Raw genomic sequence first — 22,384 nt, forward strand, 5'->3', positions numbered from 1 at the left:
GGGCGCTTCATCGCGTGTTGCTGAATCAGTAGGCAGCGCGGTAGATCTGCTCGATGTCGCCGGCCGTCAGGCGGCGCGGATTGTTGCGCATGAGGCGATCAATCTTGCTGGCCTCTTCGGCCATTGTCGGAATCGCCTCTTCCGGCACGCCAAAACTGCGCATGCCCTTGGGAATGTCGACGCTGGCACACAGCTCGGCCATGGCCTCGACCGCAAGATCGGCAGCGGCCTTGTCACTCAGCCCATGTGTCTGCACGCCCATGGCGGTGGCAATCTCGGCCATGCGCTCGACGCACGCCAACTTGTTCCAGGTCATCACGTAGGGCAGCAGCAAGGCATTGCTGATGCCATGAGCGATGTTGAAACGCCCGCCCAATGGATAGGCCAGCGCATGCACCGCACCCACGCCCGCGTTGCCGAAGGCCATGCCGGCCATCAGGCTGGCAGTGGCCATGTCTTCGCGCGCGGCAAGGTCCGCCGGATTGGCATAGGCCTTGGGCAGCGCCTTGGCGATCAACTTGATCGCACCGATGGCCAGGGCGTCGGTGATCGGCGAAGCATTCACCGACAGGTACGACTCCACGGCGTGCACCAGGGCATCGACACCACTGGCGGCCGTCACGCTGCGCGGGCAGGTCAGGGTCATCAGCGGGCTGACCAGGGCGACGTCGGGCAACAGGTAGTCACTAACGATGCCTTTTTTCAGTTGCGCCTTCTTGTCGGACAGAATGGACACATTGGTCACTTCCGACCCGGTACCGGCCGTGGTTGGGATAGCGATCAGCGGAGGGCCTTTGCGTTTGACCTGATCGACGCCGAACAGCTCTTCCAGCGCGCCGTCATGACCGACGTAACCAGCTACCGCCTTGGCGATGTCGATGGCGCTACCACCGCCGACGCCGATCAGGCCATCGTGGCCGCCAGCCCGATACGCCTTGGCGCACGCCTCGACGATGGCGATTTCCGGTTCCGGTTCGACACCATCGAAGATGCCGTAGGGTCGCTCGCCCAACTGTTGAAGAACGTGATCGACGGTACCGGACTTGATCAGGATCGCATCGGTGACGATCAGCGGGTTGTGCATGTTCAGGCGGGGCAGCTCGTTCGCCAGTTGCTCGACGGCACCTTGGCCGGTCAACAGCTTATTGGCGATCTTGAAGGCGGCAACACTCATCATCAGGCCCTTTTTTGTGATGTCTAACTGGACGGGTTCGGGCCTGTCATAGCGATTCCTGTGCCAGCCTGACGAAACCCTCGCCGTAGACGGGTTGCGTCGATTTGCCACAGGCTATCGGAGCATCGCAGCGATCAGCAAATGGATCAAAAAGCCATCGCTTGATCCATTTTCCAATCAGCCTTGCTCCCAACGTTTCATCTTCTGCACCAGGGTGGCCTGGCTCAGACCGAGCGCACGGGCTGCTTCACGGGTGGTCTTGTGCTGCACCAGGGCCTTGCGGATCAGGCGCCGCTCGAGCTGTTCGACCTGCTTGCGCAACGGCAGCAGGCTGTCGTCATCGGCGTCTCGCGCACGGCTACGCATCTCTTCGGGTAGGTCGAACAGCTCCACGACTGCGCCGCTGCAGGTGACCACCAGGCGCTCGACCAGATTGATCAGCTCGCGGATGTTGCCCGGCCAGCAATAGTCGGTCAGCGCATCCAGGGCCTCCAGCCCCCACTCGAGCTCGCGCCCGTAGCGCTGATTGAATTCGGCCAGATAAAAGTCGAGCAACGGCTGAATTTCCTCGCGCCGCTCGCGCAAGGCGGGAATGTGGATCGGTACCACATTGAGCCGATAATAGAGGTCGGCGCGGAAGCGCCCTTCAGCCACCATGGCGCGCAGGTCATGGTGGGTGGCGGTGATGATGCGCACGTCCACTTCCTTCAGCTCCAGGCCGCCGACTGCAATGAAGCGGCTTTCCTCGATGACCTTGAGCAGCTTCACCTGCAGCGCCAGCGGCAGGTCGCCGATCTCGTCGAGAAACACCGTGCCGTGGTTCGCCAGCTCCAGCAACCCGCGCTTACCCTTGCTGCCGGCGCCCGTGAACGCGCCTGGCACGTAGCCGAACAGCTCAGCCTCGATAAGGTTCTCCGGCAGCGCACCGCAGTTCAGCGCCAGGAACGGCTGCGCGGCCCGCGGACTGCTTTTGTGGATGTACTGGGCGATCAGCGTTTTACCCACACCGGTTTCGCCCTGCAGCAGGACTTTCACATCGCTGGCCGCGACTTGGCGGGCCTGGGCAAACACCCGGCCCGAGACCGGCAGGCTGGCGACCGGCGATGCATCGAGCAGATCGTCACGCTGGCCGGCATGCAGCTTCGCGGTGCTGTTGCGCAGCTGCTTGAGCTGTTGCAGCTCGTCGCGCTCGTGCTTCATGCGCAGCAATTCGGTCATGTCGCGCACGGTGCTGACCACGTAACGCACCCGGCCCTCAGTAGTGAAAATCGGCGTACCGCTGACCAACAGGCGCTTGCCCTGGCTGACGCTCTGCATCAGCGACAGCGCCCTGCCCTCCTTGAGCACGCGCAGCGACACCGACTGGGAAATTACGCCCTGTTCGACCAGCGCCTGCATGTGCTGACCAACCACATCCTCACTGCGCAGCCCGGTGAGCCGCTCATAGGCGCTGTTGACCTTGAGGGTAATGCCATCGGCATCGGTGATGTAGACGCCGTCGTGCAGCGCATCGAGCAGCTCGCGAAAACTGGGATCGTCGAAATCCATGGGGCTTTCCGGGAAACGCGGGAGAGCGCGCAAGTTTACTCCGCTCGATCCCCGGCCATAAAAAAACCGCCGCAACCGAGGGTCTGTTGGCGTTTCAGCGCGAGCCGTGTTGCTGCGAGAAATCTCGCCAGGCTAGGCGGAGGACGCAGGGAATGGTTGTTCCCTTGCCAAGTCCTCCAACGACGCATGGCGAGATTTCCCGCGCAACCCGCAGGGCCGGGCCCGTTTTGCCGCGATGCTGCGTTTCTCGCCGGCTCATTTAGCCAGCTAAACTTCACGGCTCGCGCCTTGCCTCGCGACAAAACGGGCTCCGGCGCGGCCGTGCGTGAAACGTCAACAGACCCTAGAGGGTGCGGCGGTTACGGCAGCGCCGTATAACCTTATTCAACCTGGGTGCGCAGCTTCTCGCTACGCCCGCGCAGCCATTCCAGCGTCAGCAGCAGCAGGATCGAGAAGCCGATCAGCAGGGTCGCGGCGGCAGCGATGGTTGGGCTGAGGTTCTCGCGAATGCCACTGAACATCTGCCGAGGCAGGGTGACCTGCTCGGGGCCGGCGAGAAACAGGGTCACCACCACTTCATCGAACGAGGTGGCGAAGGCGAACAGCGCACCGCTGATCACCCCGGGCGCGATCAGCGGCAGGGTTACCCTGCGAAAGGCGGTGATCGGCGAGGCGCCGAGGCTGGCAGCGGCGCGCACCAGGTTGTAGTTGAAGCCCTGCAGCGTGGCGGACACGGTGATGATCACGAACGGCACGCCCAGCACCGCGTGCACCACGATCAGCGACAGGTAGCCGTTGGCCAGGCCCAGCGGCGCGAAGAACAGGTAGCTGGCAACGCCGACGATCACTACGGGCACCACCATCGGCGAGATCAGCAGGCTCATCACCAGTGCCTTGCCGCGGAATTCCGAGCGGGTCAGGCCGATGGCCGCCAGGGTACCGAGCACCATGGCCAGAACGGTCGCCGCCGGTGCAATGATCATGCTGTTCTTCAGCGCACGCATCCAGCCAGCCGAGCCAAAGAAGTCCTCGTACCAGCGCATCGAGAAGCCCTGCATCGGGTAGATCAGGAAGGTGCCGGAGTTGAACGACAGCGGCACGATCACCAGGATCGGCAGTACCAGGAACAACAGCACCAGACCGCAGAGCAGCCGTAGGCCGTAGTACCAGGCGCGCTCGACGGGAGACATATAGGGACTCAGCATTTTCTATTCTCCGCTCATTAACCCAGACGCAGGCGACCAGCGCCCACCAGCCAGCTGTACACCACGTAAAGCAGCAGCGTGGCGACCAGCAGCAGGCCGCCCAACGCGGTGGCCATGCCCCAGTTGATGGTGGTGTTGGTGTAGAAGGCAACGAAGTAGCTGACCATCTGATCGCTCGGACTGCCGAGCAGCGCCGGGGTGATGTAGTAGCCGATGGACAGGATGAACACCAGCAGGCAACCGGCACCGACACCGGCCAGGGTCTGCGGGAAATACACTCGCCAGAAGCTGGCGAACGGGTGACAGCCGAGGGAAATCGCCGCACGCATGTAGCTCGGCGAGATGCCCTTCATCACGCTGTAGATCGGCAGGATCATGAACGGCAGCATGATGTGCACCATGGAGATGTACACGCCGGCGCGGTTGAACACCAGTTCCAGCGGTTGGTCGATCAATCCCAGCTTGATCAGCGCCGAGTTGATCAGGCCGCCCGACTGCAACAGCACGATCCAGGCGGCGACACGCACCAGGATCGACGTCCAGAACGGCAGCAGTACCATGATCATCAGCAGGTTGCCCTGGCGAGTCGGCAGATTGGCCAGCAGGTAGGCCAGCGGATAGGCCAGCGCCAGGCAGATGGCGGTGATCACCGCGCCCATCCAGAACGTGCGGGCGAAGATGTCCAGGTAAATGGCCTGGTCCGGGGTGGTCTTGACCACGGCGCCGGTGTCGTCGACGCGATGGTCGAGCGAAGCCAGCAGGTAATAGGACGTCCAGGAACTGGTGTTGCGACGGATCACCTGCCAGTAGGCGGGGTCACCCCAGCGTTCGTCGAAGGATTCCAGGGCGTCCTTGTAGGATGCCGGCTCGGCTTCGAACGGCAGTGCACGTCCCGTCTTGGCCAGCAGGCTGCGGTAACCCGCCAGCTCCATGTTCAGGCGCTTGGACAGATCGCCCAGCTTCTGCTGTTCACGGGCCTCTGCCAGATCCAGCGCCAGCGCCTGGTACACCGGCTCCGCCGGCAGGCCACGGCCATCCCACGACTCGATGGCGGTGACGGTTCGCGGCATCGAGCCGATCACGTCCGGGTTATCCACGCTGCGATTGAGCAGCGCCACGATCGGCACTAGGAAGGTGAAGACGAGAAACAGCACCAGCGGCAGGATCAGCGCCTGCGACTTGAGGCGGTTCATCCGCTCGGCGCGCGCCAGACGCTGCTTGAGCGAGGGGCCGGCGACCTCGGCATGGGGCACTGCTAGGGCCATGGGGCTAACTCCGGTGAAGCGAATAAGGAATTCGGGGGTGAAGCCAGAGCGCCTGCACGCAGGCGCTCCTCACAACCTTGCTCGTGTAACGACGACTTGCTCAGGCGTTACTTGGCAGCCCAGGAGTTGAACCGCTGCTCCAGCACTTCACCGAAGTCAGCCCAGAAGGTCACGTCCATGGCCACCTGGTTGGCAATGTTCTGCGGGGCGGTCGGCAGGTCGGCAGCGACCTTGGCGTCCAGCAGATCGACGGCTTTCGGATTGACCGGGCCGTAGGCGATGTTTTCCGAGTAGGTCTTCTGGTGCTCGGCCTGCAGGGTGAAGGCAATGAATTTCAGGGCTTCGTCCTTGTTCTTCGCGCCCTTCGGGATGGCCCAGGCGTCGAAGTCGTAGATGCCACCGTCCCACACCACTTTCAGGCTGCTGCCTTCTTTCTGGGTAGCGGCGATGCGGCCGTTGTAGGCCGAGCTCATGACCACGTCACCGGAAGCGAGATACTGCGGCGGCTGAGCGCCGGCCTCCCACCACTGGATGTACGGCTTGAGTTCGTCGAGTTTCTTGAACGCGCGCTCCTGGCCGTCCTTGCTCGCCAGCACCTTGTAGACGTCTTTCGGCGCAACGCCGTCGGCCATCAGGGCGAATTCGAGGGTGTATTTGGCGCCTTTGCGCAGGCCGCGCTTGCCGGGGAATTTCTTCACGTCCCAGAAATCCGCCCAACTGGTCGGCGCGGTGGTCAGTTTGTCGGCGTTGTAGGCCATGACGGTCGACCAGACGAAGAAGCCGACGCCACACATCGACGCAGCACCTGGCACCAGGGCGTTCTTGTCGCCGACCACCGAGTAGTCGATTTCTTCGAACAGGTCTTCGTCGCAACCGCGAGCCAGCTCGGGGGATTCAACCTCGACCAGGTCCCACGAGACGCTGTTGGTGTCGACCATGGCTTTGACCTTGGCCATTTCACCGTTGTATTCGCCAGCGATGATCTTGCCGTTACCCGCCGCTTCCCACGGCTGGTAGTAAGCCTTGACCTGGGCGTCTTTGTTGGCGCCCCCGAAGTTGACGACAGTGAGGTCCGCGGCGTGAACCTGTGCAGCACAGACCAGCCCAAGGGTCAGCGCGGAAAGGGAGAATAGCTTCGACATTTTTATGTTGGCTCCGAGTGCTGTGGTAAAGCGGATAACGCCGATCATTCCGCCAACTGCGGATCAAGGGCGCGAACGTGCTCGACCTGCCAGCCGAGCGGGATCACATCACCGACGGCGAGCGCAGTATCGAGCTCGGCAATCGGTTGTTTGACGAAGAAGTCGGTCTTGCCGCACACCTCAAGGCGCACGCGCACGTGGTCACCGAGGTAAATGAACTCCGATACACGACCGGAAAACCGGTTGTCGCAGCCTTCGGCCGCGGCGTTCAGGCGAATGCGCTCGGGACGGATCGACAGGCTGACCGAGTCACCCGGCTGACCGACGTTGACGGCCAGGGCCTGAACCTTCTCGCCGCGGCTCAACTGCACGGTGCAGTTGTCGCCGTCGCGCGACACCAGCTCGCCGGCGAAGCGGTTGTTCTCGCCAATGAACTGGGCCACGAAGGTATTGCATGGCGCCTCGTAGAGTTCGCGCGGCGGAGCGATCTGCTGGATCTCGCCCTGGTGGAACACGGCGACGCGATCGGACATGGTCAGCGCTTCGCTCTGGTCGTGGGTCACGTACACCACGGTCACGCCGAGGCGCTGGTGGATGTGCTTGATCTCCATCTGCATGTGCTCGCGCAGTTGCTTGTCCAGCGCGCCGAGGGGTTCGTCCATCAACACCAGTTGCGGCTCGAACACCAGCGCGCGGGCCAGGGCCACACGCTGCTGCTGACCACCGGAGAGCTGCGCCGGGTAACGGCCGGAGAAAGCGTCGAGTTGCACCATGGACAAGGAGCGCTTGACCTTCTCGGCGACGTCGGCCTTGCTCATGCCGCGCACGGTCAGGGGAAACGCCAGGTTCTCGGCCACGGTCATGTGCGGGAACAGCGCGTAGTTCTGAAACACCATGCCAATGTCACGCTTGTGCGGCGGCACGTTGTTGAGGCGCTTGCCAGCCAGGGTGATTTCGCCGGCCGTGGGCGTTTCGAAACCGGCCAGCATCATCAGGCTTGTGGTCTTGCCGGAGCCGGACGGCCCGAGCAGGGTCAGGAACTCGCCTTTGCGAATATCCAGATTGAGGTCTTTGACGATCAGGTTCTCGCCGTCATAGCTTTTCTGCACGCCACGAAAGCTGACCAGGATGTCGTTCGAAGAAGTGTCGCCCATCACCGCACCTGCCTGTTTTTCTACCGTGGCTCAAGCCTAGAACCGGGGTTAGAGCCTGAAAATCGGGCGTGCTGACAGTTTGATATAAGGCGGTCGGACACCTGACTGTAGGGCGATCCCTACAGCGATGTCGTGGATGGGCAAGAAGCAGACGCGCAGACCTCATGGGCCGGCAGCGCGGCCCGAAAGGTGTGTCGCGAACAGATATGCCGGGCTGTCAGACCAGCTTGTGCTCGACGGCGTAACGCACCAGGTCGGCGACCGAGTGCAGGTTGAGCTTCTGCATCAGCCGCGCCTTGTGGGTGCTGATGGTCTTGCTGCTGAGCGCCAGGTGCGCGGCAATCTCGTTGACGCCCTCGCCCTGCACCAGCCGCTCGAACACCGAGAACTCACGCTCGGACAGGCGCGCGTGGGGCGGTCGCGAGTCGGTCAGCCCCACCTCGAAAACCATCCGGTCGGCCAGGTCCGGGTCGATATAGCGCCCGCCTGCCGCCACCTTGCGGATCGCGGTGAGCAGCAGCGCCGGGTCGCTGTCCTTGGTGGCGTAACCGGCCGCGCCAATCTTCAGCGCACGGGCGGCCATCTGCGCCTCGTCGTGCATCGACAGCACCAGGATCGCCGGTGGCTGGGCCAGGGCGCGAATCCGCGGAATCGCTTCCAGGCCATTGACGCCAGGCATAGAGATATCCAGCAGCACCACCTCGCAGGGCGTATTGCGCAGGGTTTCCAGCAATTGCTCGCCGTTACTTGCCTCGCCGACTACCTGCAGGTCGCGGGCCATGCCGATCAGCTGCTTGATGCCCTCGCGGACGATGGTGTGGTCTTCCGCCACCAGTACTCGGATCACGTGCTCAGCCTCTGCTCAGTCATTGGATACACACTCCTGCAGCGGCACCCTGACGCGCAACAGCGTACCTTCGCCAGGGCGGCTGTCGAGGGTCAATTGCCCACCCAGCATCAACACGCGCTCGCGCATGCCCACCAGGCCGAAGGAATCGGCGCGCACCGCGGCGGGATGAAAGCCACTGCCGTCGTCGCTGATCGACAGATGCAGGCTGTCGCCCAGCCACTCCAGACGCACGGTCACGGTGTGCGCTTGGGCATGGCGCATCACGTTGGTCAGCGACTCCTGCAGGATGCGAAACAGCCCGGTCGCCTTGGCATCGCTGAGTGGCGGCAGGTGTTCGGGCACCTCGACCAGGCAGGGAATCTGCGTGCGCGCTTCGAAGCGCCGCGCCTGCCATTCGATGGCCGAGGCGATACCGGCATCGAGAATCGGCGGGCGCAGCGCAGTGGCCACGTCACGTACCAGCTGGAACAACTGGGCGATCAGCTTCTTCATGTTGTCCAGGCGCTCGCGCAGCCCGGGATCGAGATCGGCAAAGCCCAGCTCACACATCGAGGTCTCCAGCTTGAGCACGGTCAGCACCTGGCCCAGCTCGTCATGCACCTCACGGGCAATGCGCGCCTTTTCCTCTTCGCGCACGCTCTCCAAGTGCGCCGACAGATCGCGCAGGCGCACCTGGGAGTCGGCCAGCGCCAGCTCGTTGCGCTTGTTGTCGCTGATGTCCCAGACCACGCCATCCCAGATCAGCCGGCCATCGGCCATGCGCCGGGCCATGGCCTTGATGTCGACCCAGCGCGACTCGCCAGTGTGGGTCAGCATGCGTCCCTGCCAGTGCCAGTCGCTGTCGCTATCGAAGGCCTGGTCCTGAACACGGTGGTAGTCGGCCTTGTCATCGGGGTGCACCAGGCTGCGCAGGCCATGATCCGGCGCCAGCAATGTCGCCGCCGGATAACCGACCAGGCTATCGCTGCCCTCGCCGATGAACGCGAACAGCGCCGGGTCGCCCGGGCGGGCGCGCTCCAGGCGGAACACCACGCCAGGGACGTTGGACGCGATGCCCTGCAGCCGTGCCTCACTCTCCTGCAACGCGGCCAGGGCGCGGCGGCGCTCGGTGACATCGGTGATGAACACCACCAGGTATTCGGTATCGCGGTACTGCAGAAAGCTCAGCGATACGTCCACCGGCAGGCGGCTGCCATCAGCGCGCAGGCACTCGGTTTCGAAACGTGGCGGTCGCTCGTCGCCCTTGCGCGCCAGCCGCCACAGGTTGAGCCAACGGTCCATGTTCAGGCTCGGCTCGAAATCGCTCAGCGGCCGGTCGACCACGCCACCACTGCGACAACCGAGCATCGTCTCGGCAGCGCGGTTGGCGTACCGCACGTGGCTGTCCCAGTTGACCCAGAGGATGCCCACCGTGCTGTTGTCGATGGAGAACTGCGACAGCCGCAGCGCATCGCGGGCCACCTCGCGCAGCTCGATTTCGTGGCGCGCGGCGAGCAGGCGAAACTCCAGGGTGTCCCGCTGGCGGCGCATCCATAGCGCCAATAACAGCGCGAACACCAACAGCAGGCCGAGCAGCAGACTGATCCCGCGCCAGAAGCTCGACGAGTTCTCCTGCTGCAGATAACTCGGCGGCAGCCAGCGGTTGTGCAAGTCGTCCAGCTCGCGGGCCGATACACTGCGCAGCGCGACATCGACGATGCCGGACAGCGCCGGCCAGTCACGCCGGGAGGCGACCCGCAGCAACTGCGGAAAGCCGATATCGCCGACGATGGCCAGGCCGAGGAACTCCGGCTCGCGGGACAGCCGCCCCAATTGCGCCTCATCGAGCACCGCGTAGCTGGCCTGCTGATTGAGCACGCGCTGCAGCGCCTGACGCGGTGAGCTGGCGATCTCCAGCTTGAGCCTCGGGTAGCTGCTGCGCAGGTAATCGAGCACGGCGTCGGATACCTTCAAGGCCACCGGCGAGCGGCCGTCGAGCTGTTCCAGATCGACCGAGCCGCCGCTGTCACGCTCGCCAATCAACAGGTGCGACACACGCAGGAAGGGATCGGAAAACACCCATCGGCGCAGCCCGGAGGGCGTCTGGCCAAGACCGCTGGCCAGATCGATCTGGTCGTTGTGCAGCGCCTGCTCCAGCTCCTCGACGCTCTGGAAGGTTCGCCAGCGCAGCTGCACGCCCATCAGCGTGGCGAGGGTGTTCATCATCTCCACATTGGCACCGGTAAGACGATGCAATCGCCGGTCGAGCTGGGCGTACGGCGCCTGCAACACGACGCCGGCACGCAGTACCGGATGCTCGGCGAGCCACTGCTGCTGGGCAGCATCGAAAATCGCCGCAGGTGCGGGCGGCGGCTCGTCGGCCCACAACGCAGGCGACGCGCTCAGCAGCAGAAGAAACAGCCAGCGGTGGATCATGCTCGGGCACCGAGAAAGCGCAGGAAGGTAGCGCGGCGAGACCGCCGCTAAAGCCGCATTAAGCTACACCAGCAGCAAACAAATCCACGACAACGTGCTGCCGCCCGCGTATCGCCAGCGGCCGTCTTGTAGCTTGCACTGCAACGCCAACAGCCCCTAGGCTCATCACCATCCATTATTCGGGCAACACGATGACGCGCTTTCGATATTCGCCCCGCCACTTGCTGGGCCTGACGCTGCTGAGCACTGCCCTGGCTACAGCGGGCGAGCAGCCTCCAGCGACCGAAACAGGCAAGAAAGATGATGCCGCTGTCGAGCAGCGTGCGCCGCTGGCCGAGCGCAGCGAACTCGAGGCGCTGGCGCTCGAACGTCAGCTGGCGGCCGCTGAGCAACAGCGTCTGGATGCCGCCGGAGCGCCATTTCTCGCCCTCTGGTTGCCGGCCAACGACCCGGCGCCCAAGGGTGCGGTGATTTTGCTGCCGGGCGATGAGGAAAACGCCGATGCGCCGCGGACCATTGGCCCACTGCGGCACAAACTGCCGGATGCCGGCTGGCACAGCCTGAGCCTCAGCCTGCCTGATCCGCAAGGCGCCAGCCTGCCGGTGCGGGTCGCCGAGCCGCCAGCAGCCAAGGTTGAAGCCACCGCCGAGCAATCGCCAGAAGCAGCCGCAGCCGCCGAACCGGCGCCACCAGTCGAGTCAGCCCCCAGCGCCGAGGCCGTGCGTGCCGCTCATGTCGAGCGGGTGTTCGCCCGCATCGACGCCGGCATCGCCTTTGCCGAGCAGCAACAGGCCAAAAGCGTAGTGCTGTTGGGGCATGGCAGCGGCGCCTATTGGGCTACCCGCTACATGGCCGAGCGCAAGCCGGCGACCATTACCCATTTGCTCTTGGTGGACATCCGCCAGCCAGAAGGCTTCGCGTCGCCGATCAATGACCTGTTGGCACAAATCACCGCAAGCGTGGGTGATTTCTACTACCGGGACAGCGTGACAGCACGTGAGGCGGCACTGCAGCGCAAGCAGCTCAGTCAACGGCAGAAGCAACCCACCTTCGTGCAGGTTGGCCTGGATGCGTTACCAGGCAACCCCGCAGTCGGCGAGGAGCAGCTGTTCCGTCGCCTGCGCGGTTGGCTCGACAAGCAGACCGGCGGCAACAAGTAGACGCCCGTCTCGCCTCCGCCCCTGCTATCCCATATGAGTGACACTGCACTCAGCGGAAGCCCTGACGCTGGCGGATCAGGGCATAGGCGTTGTGTAGCTCGCGGGTTTTCTCGGTGGCTTCGCGGACCTTATCGGGCGCGGCACCGCTGCCGGCCAACTTGTCCGGATGATGACGACTCAGCAGCCGCCGGTAGGCCTTCTTGATCTGCTGCGCGTCGCTGTCGGCGGTCACACCCAGCAGGCGCAGCGCCTGCTGGTAGCTGTCCGGCGCTGCGGTCGGCGGGCCTCGACGGGGTGAGTAAGCGGCATTGAGCGCTTCTTGCGACTGCGCCGAAACACCCAGCCATTGGCCCCATAACAGAATCAGCTCGCGCTCGGCCTGCCCGACCCGCCCGTCCGCCCAGGCCATGCGCCAGCAGGCGCGTAGCAGCGCATCCGCATCGCTACGTCGACGCTGCAGGGCGCCACGCAGGTTGTCCTGACCGGTCTTGCCGCGGGAAAAGGCCTCGATGGCAGCAGCCTTACCCGCCTCACCAGCAGACAGTCGCTGCATTTCGGCACGCGCCTGACGGATATGCGCCTGCTGCACCACACCGTCACTTTTCGCTAGGCGACCCAGCATCACGAACAACAGCTGCTCATCGTCCACCGCCGGCCGACTGCGCAAGCGTTCACCCAGCGCGCGCCAGCCGCGCAGGCCAAGGCGCCGGTCAAGCACCTGCCCCAGCAAGCCACCGAGCAACAGGCCAGGAATACTCGCCAGCGCATAGCCTGCCACGGCGCCGAGCAACGTCAGGGGCCAGTACATTTCAGGCCTCGTCCCGGAGCAGGCGTTCGACCTCGGCCAACCGCTCATGAGTGCCGACATCCACCCAGCGACCGGCGAAACGCTCACCGCTCACCGCCCCCGCGGCCATGGCCGAACGCAGCAGCGGCGCAAGCTTGAACGCCCCCGGCTGGATGCCCGCGAACAGCATCGAATTGAGCACGGCAATACCGCTGTAGGTCAGGCTCGCGTGGCCTGCCACGGCATCCGCGACCTGCCCGTCCTGCAGCAGGAAATCCCCGCTCGGGTGATGGGGCGGGTTGTCCACCAGCACCAGATGCGCGCGACCCTGCAATGGCCGCCGCAAGTTGGCGAAATCGTAGTCGGTGAAGATGTCGCCGTTGACTACCACAAACGGCTCCGCACCCAGCAAAGGGAGCGCCTTGAAGATCCCGCCACCGGTTTCCAGCGGCTCGCCCTCCGGCGAGTACTGGATACGCAGGCCGAAACGCTCGCCATCGCCGAGATAATCCTCGATCTGCTGGCCCAGCCAGGCGTGATTGATCACCACATCCGTGAACCCCGCCCGCGTCAGCGCTCGCAGGTGATACTCGATGAGCGGCACGCCCGCCGCGCGCACCAAGGGCTTCGGCGTATGCAGGGTCAGCGGTCGTAGGCGCTCGCCTTTGCCCGCCGCGAGGATCATGGCCTTCATTGCGCAGCCTCTGACGCGCGCTTGAGCTGGTCGATCAACTCGCCCAGTTCGGCCAGCTCCGGCCGCCGCTCGAGCACTGCCTCTATATAGGTGAAGAACCGAGGCACATCAGCCAGGTAGCGGGGCTTGCCGTCACGGTGGCAAATGCGCGCGAAAATGCCGATCACCTTGAGATGGCGCTGCACACCCATCAGGTCGCTGGCACGCAGGAAGTCCTGCAGATCGCCGTGCACGGGCACGCCGGCGACCCGGGCCTGCTGCCAGTAGCCTTCGAGCCAGCTGCGCACGCGCGCTTCCGGCCAACTGAGGAAGGCGTCCTTGAACAGGCTGGTGATGTCGTAGGTGACCGGACCGTAGACCGCATCCTGGAAATCCAGCACGCCGGGATTGGGCTCGCTGATCATCAGGTTACGGGGCATGTAATCGCGGTGCACCAACACCTTGGGCTGCGCCAGGGCACTGTCGATCAGCAGCGCACAGATGCGTTCCCAGGCGGCCTGCTGCGCGGCATTGAAGGTGATACCCAGCGCCTTGGCAACATACCAGTCGGGAAACAGCTGCAGCTCGCGGCGCAGCAAGGCGTCATCGTAGTGCGGCAGCGGTGTGTCCATCGGCAGTTGCTGGTAGGCCAGCAGTGCATCGATGGCCGGGCTGAACAGGCTGTCTGCATTACCGGCGTCGATCACATCCAGGTACGTTTGCCGGCCCAGGTCGCTGAGCAGCAAAAAACCCTGTTCAAGATCCGCGGCATGGATATACGGGACATTGAGATTGGCGCGCGCCAGCAGGCGGGCAACATCGACGAACGGTCGGCAATTCTCCTGCGGCGGCGGCGCGTCCATCACGATCAGGCTGCGACCCTCGGCCTCCCAGCGGAAATAACGACGAAAGCTGGCATCACTGCTGGCCGGCTGCAAAGCAGCCTGGGGCACCTCCCCCCAGAGTTTGGAGGCGAATAATTCTCGCAACTGCGGCTCGAGCCACTGCTGCAGGCGTTGCAGACGTACATCTTGATCAGGCATTACAAGGGTCTCCGACGGCGCTAGCCGTTGTGCGGGTCATGCTTTATTATCCAGCATCTTTTTCAGCCCATCGAGAGGCGTGCGGCCCCTGGGCCAAAAGCGCACAGGAAGCCCGGAAAACAAGATGGCAGTAAAATACCCCGCTTTTCGAAAGAAATTCCCGCTTCTGGTAACGGGCGGCCTGTTGGCCCTACAGCCCTTCGCCAGTCCATTCGCCACCGCTGCCGAACAGTTCGACTGCCAGGCATCGCCAACTGGCGGCTGGGCCTGTGCGCCGAAATCCAGCGCTGCCAATCTGCCTGTTCGACCGACTCATAGCAGCAATGCGGTGAGTGCCGGCACGGCGGGCACGGCGGTTGCCAAGCCTGAGACCAAGGCCGCGCCAACGCAAGTCACCGAAAGCGGTGGCCGAGCATTGGCGTCGCGTAGCGCCGACTACAGTCACCTCGACTGGGTGCCACGCGAGCAATTGACCAGCGCGCAGTTGGCCGAGATCGGTCCGTCCTGCTCCGGTGCTTATATTGAGCCGAGCCGCCCGGGCATGAATGACACCACGCCGATGAGCGAAGCGCCGATGTTCGTATCGGCCAAGGCCTCTCGCTATCAGCAGGAAGAGCAAGTCGCCACGCTCGCGGGCGATGTGGTCGTGCGCCAGGCCGGCATGCAGGTCGAGGCTGACGAAGCCAACCTGCATCAGGCAGAAAATCGCGGCGAGTTGATCGGTAATGTGCGCTTGCGTGACAAGGGTGCACTGGTCGTCGGTGATCGTGGCGAGCTGCAGCTCGACAATGGCGAGGCGCGCATCGACAACGCCGAGTACGTGATGCACGCTGCGCACATTCGTGGCAGTGCGGCTTACGCCAAGCGTGAAGAAACCGCGATCATCCGCCTCAAGGACGGTACCTACACCAGCTGTGAACCGGGCAGCAACGCTTGGCACCTGACGGGTAACAACATCACTCTGAATCCGGCCACCGGCTTCGGTACCGCGACCAACGTCACGCTGCGGGTCAAGGATTTCCCGGTGTTCTACACACCGTACATCTACTTCCCGATCGATGACCGTCGGCAATCCGGCTTTCTGCCGCCGAGCATCGGTAGTTCGAGCGACAACGGACTGACCCTGCAGACACCGTACTACTTCAACCTGGCGCCGAATTTCGACGCGACCCTGTACCCGACGTACATGTCCGATCGCGGCCTGTTAATGGAAGGCGAGTTCCGCTACCTGACGCCAAACAGCGAAGGTCAGGTTGGGGCTGCTTATCTCGACGACAGCAATGACGATCGCAAGCGCCAATCTGATTACAAAGACCAGCGCTGGATGTATAGCTGGCAGCATAAGCAGGGGCTCAATGACCGCTTGCTGGCAGAAGTTGATTACACCGACATCAGCGATCCTTACTATTTTCAGGACCTGAAGACTGATCTCGGTATCGAGACGTCTACCTATGTAAATCAACGAGGTACGCTCACCTGGCGTGGTGATAGCTATACGGCGCGGCTTAACGCTCACGCCTATGAGCTGGCTACGATCACAGATGTAACGCCGTATAACCGCCTGCCACAGCTCACGCTCGATGGTAAGTTGCCGTTCGAGCCGCAAGGCTTGAACTTTACCTACGGCACTGAGCTGGTGCGGTTTGACCGCGATCTGCGTAGCGGCAACTTCACCAATGAGGATGGCATTGATGAAGGCCCTTGGAATGATGCCAACATCCAAGGTATAGCTCGCGCCAACGGCACGCGCATGCACGTCGAACCTGGGGTCAGTTTGCCGCTGGACTGGACATGGGGTTTCATCAAGCCTCAAGTCAAGTACCTGCAAACCAACTACGATCTGGATCTCGATCAGCAGGGGAAAAATACCCTGCTCGCCGATGAACAGTACAGCAGCAGCCAGAACCGCGGAGTCGGCATGTTCAGCGTCGACAGCGGCCTGTACTTCGACCGCAACACCTCGCTGTTCGGCCGTGAAGCTCGCCAGACCCTGGAGCCTCGACTGTTCTACCTTTATGTGCCCGAGGAAGACCAGACCGATATCCCGGTATTCGATACTGGCGAAAGCAGTTTCAGCTATGCCTCACTGTGGCGCGAAAATCGCTTCAGCGGCAAGGATCGCATCGGTGACGAGAACAAGATCTCGCTTGGTGTGAGCAGCCGCTGGATTGAGCCGAACGGTTTCGAACGCCAGCGTTTCAGCATTGGCCAGGCGTTCTACTTCGAAGACCGCAAGGTACAGATGCCCGGTATCGACTACCGCACCCGTGATGAAGCGCAGTCGTCAGTATCGCCCTACGCCCTGGAATATATGTATCGCTACAACCAGGACTGGCGCTTCACCTCTGACTTCAACTGGGACCCGGATGCTCACCGCACCCGCTCCGGCAGCGCGATGTTCCACTACCAACCTGCTGATAACCCACGCAAGATCGTCAACGCCGGCTACCGCTACCGCAACGACACCCTTAACTACGACCAGAGTACCGGTCGCTGGGGCTTCGGTACTGATTACGGAACGCCAGGCACCGACACCTACATCAAGGACTACTACAAGATCAGTCAGCATGACTTCTCCGTCATCTGGCCGCTCGGTCCGCAGTGGAGCGTGATCTCTCGCTGGCAGTACGACTACGGTCGCAATCGTACGCTGGAGGCCTTTGGCGGCTTCGAGTACGACAGCTGCTGCTGGAAACTGCGCGTCATCAACCGCTACTGGATCGACTACGACGAGGTCAGCCTCAACCCCTCGCGCAACGACGAGCCGGATACCGGCATCTTCCTGCAGATCGTCCTCAAAGGCCTGGGCGGCGTGACGGGTAGCAACGTTGAGACATTCCTCGACCAAGGCATTCAAGGTTATCGTAAACGTGAAGATGAAGCTTTCTGATTGCGTGCGCCCGCTGTTGTTGGGCGCGCTGTTTCTGGGTACCGCGGCACATGCCGAGGTACAGCCCCTTAACCGCGTGGTGGCGATCGTCGATAACGACGTGATCATGCAAACCCAACTCGACGCCCGCGTCCGCGAGGTTCAACAGACCATCGCCAAGCGCGGTGCCGAGGTACCGCCAGCCAATGTGCTGACTCAGCAAGTGCTGGATCGCCTTATCATCGAGAACATTCAGCTGCAGATGGGCGAGCGCTCCGGCATCCGCATTAGCGACGAAGAGCTCAACCAGGCCATCACCACCATCGCCCAGCGCAACGGCATGAGCATCGAGCAGTTCCGTGCAGCACTGGCACAGGATGGCCTGTCGTTCAACGAGGCTCGTGATCAGGTCGCTCGCGAGATGGTCATTAGCCGTGTACGCCAGCGCCGCGTGGCGGAACGCATTCAGGTGACGGACCAGGAAGTGAAGAATTTCCTGGCCTCCGACCTGGGCAAGATGCAGCTGTCCGAAGAGTTCCGCCTGGCCAACATCGTTATCCCAGTGCAGGAAGACGCCTCCTCCGATGCACTGCAGACGGCTGAGCGTCGCGCTCGGGCTATCTATGAGCAAGCGCGCCAGGGTGCTGACTTCGGCCAGTTGGCGATTGCCAACTCGGCCAGTGAAACTGCACTGGAAGGCGGCGAAATGGGCTGGCGTAAAGCCGCTCAGCTGCCGCCACCTTTCGATAGCATGCTTGGCGCGATGAGTGTGGGCGATGTCAGCGAGCCGATCCGCACGCCGGGCGGTTTCATTCTGCTCAAAGTGCTGGAGAAGCGTGGCGGCGAGTCAGCTGCGGTACGTGACGAAGTGAACGTGCGCCACATTCTCATCAAGCCCAGCGAAATCCGCAGCGACGATGAAGCCAAGGTTCTGGCTGAGCGTCTTTATCAACGCATTCAGGCGGGCGAAGACTTCGCCGAACTGGCGAAAAGCTTCTCTGAGGACCCAGGTTCTGCCCTCAACGGCGGCAGCCTGAGCTGGATCGACCCTAACGCGCTGGTGCCCGAGTTCCGCGAAGTGATGAACAACACCGCCAGCGGTGAAGTCTCCAAGCCGTTCAAGAGCCAGTTCGGCTGGCACGTGCTGCAAGTCATGGGCCGTCGCGCCACCGACAGCAGTGAGCAGATGCGCGAGCAACAAGCTCTCAACCTGCTGCGCAACCGCAAGTACGAGGAAGAGCTGCAGACCTGGCTGCGCCAGATCCGCGACGAAGCCTACGTGGAGATCAAGCTGTAACAACAGCTTGATGCTGCACCAGGAAGCCCGGCCGATGCCGGGCTTTTTCATTTGTGCCTGCGCTAGAATCGCCAGCGCCCTACCTTCGAGATACCGATCATGCCCCCTAGCCTGCGCTTCGCCCTCACTCCCGGAGAACCCGCCGGCATCGGCCCGGACCTGTGCCTGCTGCTCGCCCGCGAGCGCCAGGCGCATCCACTGATCTGCATCGCCAGTTCAGCGCTGATGAAGGAGCGCTCGATGCAGCTGGGATTGCCTATCAAGTTGATCGAAACAGGTCCGGGCGACTGGCCTGCACAACCCGCACCCGCCGGCAGCCTGTATGTCTGGGATACGCCACTGGCACGGCCGGTAAAAACGGGTCACCTGGACCAAGCCAACGCCGCTTATGTACTGCAGACTCTGACCCGTGCAGGTCAGGGCTGCCTGGACGGCAACTTCGCCGGCCTGATCACCGCGCCGGTCCATAAAGGCATCATCAATGATGCTGGAATCAGTTTTTCCGGCCACACCGAGTTTCTCGCCGAGCTGACGCAGACCGAGCAAGTGGTAATGATGCTGGCGACACGCGGCCTGCGCGTTGCCCTGGTGACCACCCACCTGCCGCTCAAGGATGTGGCGAGTGCGATTACCAGCGAACGCCTGGAGCGGGTGACGCGCATCCTGCATACCGACCTGCGCGACAAATTCGCTATCGCGGCTCCGCGCATTCTGGTCTGCGGTCTGAATCCGCATGCGGGTGAAGGCGGTCACCTCGGTCGCGAGGAAATCGACATCATCGAGCCGGCGCTGCAACGCCTGCGTGACGAAGGGATGAACCTGATCGGTCCGCTGCCAGCCGATACACTGTTTACTCCCAAGCATCTGGAGCACTGCGATGCGGTGCTGGCCATGTATCACGACCAAGGGCTGCCGGTACTCAAGTACAAAGGCTTTGGCGCGGCCGTGAATGTGACCCTGGGTATACCGATCATCCGCACCTCCGTGGACCACGGCACTGCCCTGGATTTAGCGGGCACTGGCCGGATCGACTGCGGCAGCCTGCAAGTCGCGCTGGAGACCGCCTATGAAATGGCTCAGAGCAGTCTCACGGCGAAGTCCGCGCGACCATGAGCGGCTAGTGGGCGAGTGGCGACGCGCTTGGTGGTCGTTCCCTGCTAAACTGCGGGTTTTCGCCTGATCGCTTTACGCGCTTGCTTGACGCTTGCAGCTTGAAGCCTGGAGCTGCTTTTCCGATGTCCGAGCCTTACCAACACCGTGCGCGCAAACGCTTTGGCCAGAATTTTCTTCACGACGCCGGGGTGATCCACCGCATCCTGCGCGCTATCCATGCACGCGATAGCGACCACCTGCTGGAGATTGGCCCAGGTCAGGGCGCATTGACCGAAGGGCTACTCAACAGCGGCGCTCAGCTCGATGTGATTGAGCTGGATCTTGACCTGATCCCCATTCTGGAAGCCAAGTTCGGCAGCGAGCCGCGCTTCCGCCTGAATCAGGGTGATGCCTTGAAGTTCGACTTCTCCCGCCTGGAGGCCGAGCCCGGCAGCCTGCGCGTGGTCGGCAACCTGCCCTACAACATCTCCACGCCGCTGATTTTCCACCTGTTGGCCAATGCCCACCTGATTCGCGACATGCACTTCATGCTGCAGAAGGAAGTGGTCGAGCGCCTCGCAGCGGGCCCTGGTGGTGGAGACTGGGGACGCCTGTCGATCATGGTGCAGTACCACTGCCAGGTGGAACACCTGTTCAACGTCGGCCCCGGTGCCTTCAATCCGCCGCCCAAGGTCGACTCGGCGATTGTCCGCCTGACGCCGCACAAACAGCTGCCACACCCAGCCAAGGACCACCAGCTTCTCGAGCGCGTGGTGCGCGAAGCCTTCAATCAGCGTCGCAAGACCTTGCGCAACACCCTAAAAGCGCTGTTGCCGGCCAGCGAGATAGAAGCAGCCGGTGTCGACGGCAGCTTGCGCCCCGAACAACTGGATCTGGCCGCCTTTGTGCGCCTGGCCGACCGGTTGGCAGAACAACCCGCCCCTTCGCTCACCTGACTTGCCGAGTGCCCATGTCCGACCCTCGTTACCAGATCGACGTCAGCATCGTCACCCGCTACCTGGCGGAGCAATCACAGCCGCAGCAGAACCGTTTCGCGTTCGCCTACGACGTAACCATCGCCAACAACGGCAGCCTGTCCGCACAGCTGCTGTCGCGCCACTGGTTGATCACCGATGGCAATGGTCAGGTTCAGGAAGTGCGCGGCGCCGGCGTGATCGGCGAGCAACCGCTGATCGAGCCAGGCGACAGCCACAGCTACAGCAGCGGCACGCTGATGGCGACGCAGGTGGGCACCATGCAAGGCAGCTATCAGATGATTGCCGACGATGGCCAGCGTTTCGACGCCCCCATCGCGCCCTTCCGCCTCGCCGTCCCCGGTGCCCTGCACTGATGACGACTTACTCCGTTGGTGATCTGCACGGCTGCCTGAAGCCGCTGCAGCGCCTGCTCGAGCGCGTCGCTTTCGACCCTCGGCATGACCGTCTGTGGCTGGTCGGTGACCTCGTCAACCGCGGCCCTGAGTCACTGGAAACCCTGCGCTTCCTGTACCGCATGCGTGACTCGCTGGTTTGCGTGCTCGGCAACCATGACCTGCACCTGCTCGCCGCGTCTCGCCATATCGGGCGCTTGAAGCGCGGCGATACGTTGCGCGAAATTCTCGAGGCGCCGGACCGTGACGACCTCCTCGACTGGCTGCGTCAGCAAAAGCTGCTGCATTACGATGAGCCACGCAATATGGCCCTCGTGCATGCCGGCATTCCCCCGCAATGGAACATCGCAAAGGCGCTCCGACGGGCAGCGGAGGTCGAACATGCCCTGCGCGATGACGCGCTCTACCCGATGTTCCTCGATGGCATGTATGGCAACGAGCCGGCCCGCTGGGACAAGGAACTGCAGGGCGTCACGCGCTTGCGGGTGATCACCAACTACTTTACCCGCATGCGCTTCTGCAAGCCGGACGGTACTCTGGACCTGAAAAGCAAAGAAGGCCTAGGCACCGCGCCCGTCGGCTACCTACCCTGGTTCAGCCATACCCAACGCAAGACTCGCGGCCAGAAGATCCTTTTCGGCCACTGGGCTTCGCTGGAGGGGCGCTGCGACGAGCCGAATGTTTTCGCGCTGGATACCGGATGTGTGTGGGGCGGCAGCATGACGCTGATGAATATCGACAACGGCGAATACCATCGCTGCGACGCTAGCGAGGAGACAATATGAGCGAGTTCAAACGAATCCCCCCGGAGCAAGTCCAGGCTCTACGCGAGAATGGCGCAGTGGTGGTCGACATTCGTGACCCACAGAGCTTCGCTGCAGGGCACATCAGCGGGTCGCAGCACCTGGATAATTTTTCACTGCCCGATTTCATCGCCAAGGCCGATCTCGATGGGCCGGTTATCGTCGCCTGTTATCACGGCAACTCCAGCCAAAGCGCTGCGGCGTACCTGGTCGGCCAGGGATTCTCCGACGTATATAGCCTGGACGGCGGCTTCGAGCTATGGCGTAGCACGTTCCCTCAGGAAACTGCCTCCAGCCAGCCGGACTGAAAAACGCCACCGACGCCACTTTCCAATGTCGCTTGCGACCCTCCGCTGAGCGCCTTCAAGCGACGACCGGCTATAAAAAATTTCCACAGCCAAGCCCGCGTCGATGCTGGGCTTGGCTGGTACGTGAGCGCTGCAATGGCGCTACGGTTGTCGATTGCGCCTTGACCTTGGCGATTCCGAACTATCCTTACCTCAGGCCATCCCAATTC

The 22,384-nt window shown here is 62.9% G+C and carries 19 protein-coding genes; 8 read left to right on the forward strand and 11 right to left on the reverse strand.

The window, feature by feature from the left end:
- Positions 1-25: 25 nt before the first annotated feature.
- From BLS60_RS07930 to BLS60_RS07965, 8 genes are all read right to left on the reverse strand, one after another.
- Positions 26-1,174, reverse strand: coding sequence for an iron-containing alcohol dehydrogenase (locus BLS60_RS07930; RefSeq protein WP_092367417.1), 1,149 nt, complete (start codon positions 1,172-1,174; stop codon positions 26-28).
- A 177-nt stretch (positions 1,175-1,351) separates the two neighbouring features.
- Positions 1,352-2,722 (reverse strand): sigma-54 interaction domain-containing protein, encoded by a 1,371-nt coding sequence (locus BLS60_RS07935; RefSeq protein ID WP_092366690.1) that lies wholly within the window; start codon positions 2,720-2,722, stop codon positions 1,352-1,354.
- A gap of 380 nt (positions 2,723-3,102) precedes the next feature.
- A complete protein-coding gene (locus BLS60_RS07940) occupies positions 3,103-3,927 on the reverse strand; it encodes an ABC transporter permease (RefSeq protein ID WP_070880069.1) in 825 nt (274 codons plus the stop codon).
- Between the two features lie 17 nt (positions 3,928-3,944).
- On the reverse strand, positions 3,945-5,192 hold the full coding sequence (locus BLS60_RS07945) for an ABC transporter permease (protein WP_070880070.1): 1,248 nt from the start codon (positions 5,190-5,192) through the stop codon (positions 3,945-3,947).
- Between the two features lie 107 nt (positions 5,193-5,299).
- The gene (locus BLS60_RS07950) at positions 5,300-6,334 is read right to left on the reverse strand and encodes an ABC transporter substrate-binding protein (protein ID WP_092366692.1); all 1,035 of its coding nucleotides are present in this window, start codon (positions 6,332-6,334) and stop codon (positions 5,300-5,302) included.
- 44 nt (positions 6,335-6,378) lie between these two features.
- A complete protein-coding gene (locus BLS60_RS07955) occupies positions 6,379-7,488 on the reverse strand; it encodes an ABC transporter ATP-binding protein (protein ID WP_092366695.1) in 1,110 nt (369 codons plus the stop codon).
- A 217-nt stretch (positions 7,489-7,705) separates the two neighbouring features.
- Positions 7,706-8,335 carry a response regulator gene (locus tag BLS60_RS07960; protein WP_070880073.1) on the reverse strand — a complete coding sequence of 210 codons (630 nt, stop codon included), beginning with the start codon at positions 8,333-8,335 and terminating at the stop codon, positions 7,706-7,708.
- Between the two features lie 15 nt (positions 8,336-8,350).
- Entirely contained in the window at positions 8,351-10,753 is a 2,403-nt protein-coding gene (locus tag BLS60_RS07965; RefSeq protein ID WP_092366698.1) for a PAS domain-containing sensor histidine kinase, read from the reverse strand.
- Positions 10,754-10,944: 191 nt separating this feature from the next.
- Here BLS60_RS07965 and BLS60_RS07970 point away from each other — a divergent pair, with 191 nt between their 5' ends.
- Positions 10,945-11,913 (forward strand): alpha/beta hydrolase family protein, encoded by a 969-nt coding sequence (locus tag BLS60_RS07970; RefSeq protein WP_092366701.1) that lies wholly within the window; start codon positions 10,945-10,947, stop codon positions 11,911-11,913.
- 49 nt (positions 11,914-11,962) lie between these two features.
- On the opposite strand, the gene BLS60_RS07975 is transcribed toward BLS60_RS07970, so the two are convergent.
- From BLS60_RS07975 to BLS60_RS07985, 3 genes are read right to left on the reverse strand one after another with little or no spacing between them, the layout of a single operon-like run.
- On the reverse strand, positions 11,963-12,721 hold the full coding sequence (locus BLS60_RS07975) for a DnaJ domain-containing protein (protein WP_092366704.1): 759 nt from the start codon (positions 12,719-12,721) through the stop codon (positions 11,963-11,965).
- Between the two features lies 1 nt (position 12,722).
- The gene (gene murU / locus BLS60_RS07980) at positions 12,723-13,394 is read right to left on the reverse strand and encodes an N-acetylmuramate alpha-1-phosphate uridylyltransferase MurU (protein WP_092366708.1); all 672 of its coding nucleotides are present in this window, start codon (positions 13,392-13,394) and stop codon (positions 12,723-12,725) included.
- Positions 13,391-14,416 (reverse strand): aminoglycoside phosphotransferase family protein, encoded by a 1,026-nt coding sequence (locus BLS60_RS07985; RefSeq protein WP_092366712.1) that lies wholly within the window; start codon positions 14,414-14,416, stop codon positions 13,391-13,393. Before BLS60_RS07985 ends, murU begins: the two co-directional genes overlap by 4 nt.
- 124 nt (positions 14,417-14,540) lie before the next feature.
- On the opposite strand from BLS60_RS07985, the gene BLS60_RS07990 reads away from it, so the two are divergent.
- From BLS60_RS07990 to glpE, 7 genes are all read left to right on the forward strand, one after another.
- Positions 14,541-17,306, forward strand: a complete 2,766-nt coding sequence (locus BLS60_RS07990; RefSeq protein WP_092366715.1) for an LPS-assembly protein LptD — start codon at positions 14,541-14,543, stop codon at positions 17,304-17,306.
- Positions 17,293-18,582 (forward strand): peptidylprolyl isomerase, encoded by a 1,290-nt coding sequence (locus tag BLS60_RS07995; RefSeq protein ID WP_092366718.1) that lies wholly within the window; start codon positions 17,293-17,295, stop codon positions 18,580-18,582. The genes BLS60_RS07990 and BLS60_RS07995 overlap by 14 nt, the downstream gene beginning before the upstream one ends.
- 99 nt (positions 18,583-18,681) lie before the next feature.
- The gene (gene pdxA, locus BLS60_RS08000; RefSeq protein ID WP_092366721.1) at positions 18,682-19,695 is read left to right on the forward strand and encodes a 4-hydroxythreonine-4-phosphate dehydrogenase PdxA; all 1,014 of its coding nucleotides are present in this window, start codon (positions 18,682-18,684) and stop codon (positions 19,693-19,695) included.
- 122 nt (positions 19,696-19,817) lie between these two features.
- Complete coding sequence (gene rsmA, locus BLS60_RS08005; RefSeq protein WP_070880081.1) at positions 19,818-20,630, forward strand: 16S rRNA (adenine(1518)-N(6)/adenine(1519)-N(6))-dimethyltransferase RsmA; 813 nt, start codon at positions 19,818-19,820, stop codon at positions 20,628-20,630.
- Positions 20,631-20,644: 14 nt separating this feature from the next.
- Entirely contained in the window at positions 20,645-21,025 is a 381-nt protein-coding gene (gene apaG, locus BLS60_RS08010) for a Co2+/Mg2+ efflux protein ApaG (protein ID WP_092366724.1), read from the forward strand.
- Positions 21,025-21,849, forward strand: a complete 825-nt coding sequence (locus BLS60_RS08015; RefSeq protein ID WP_092366727.1) for a symmetrical bis(5'-nucleosyl)-tetraphosphatase — start codon at positions 21,025-21,027, stop codon at positions 21,847-21,849. The genes apaG and BLS60_RS08015 overlap by 1 nt, the downstream gene beginning before the upstream one ends.
- Complete coding sequence (glpE, locus tag BLS60_RS08020) at positions 21,846-22,175, forward strand: thiosulfate sulfurtransferase GlpE (protein ID WP_092366730.1); 330 nt, start codon at positions 21,846-21,848, stop codon at positions 22,173-22,175. The genes BLS60_RS08015 and glpE overlap by 4 nt, the downstream gene beginning before the upstream one ends.
- Positions 22,176-22,384 lie beyond the last annotated feature (209 nt).

Source organism: Phytopseudomonas seleniipraecipitans (genome assembly GCF_900102335.1).
In the GTDB taxonomy this organism is placed as follows: Bacteria; Pseudomonadota; Gammaproteobacteria; order Pseudomonadales; family Pseudomonadaceae; genus Aquipseudomonas; species Aquipseudomonas seleniipraecipitans.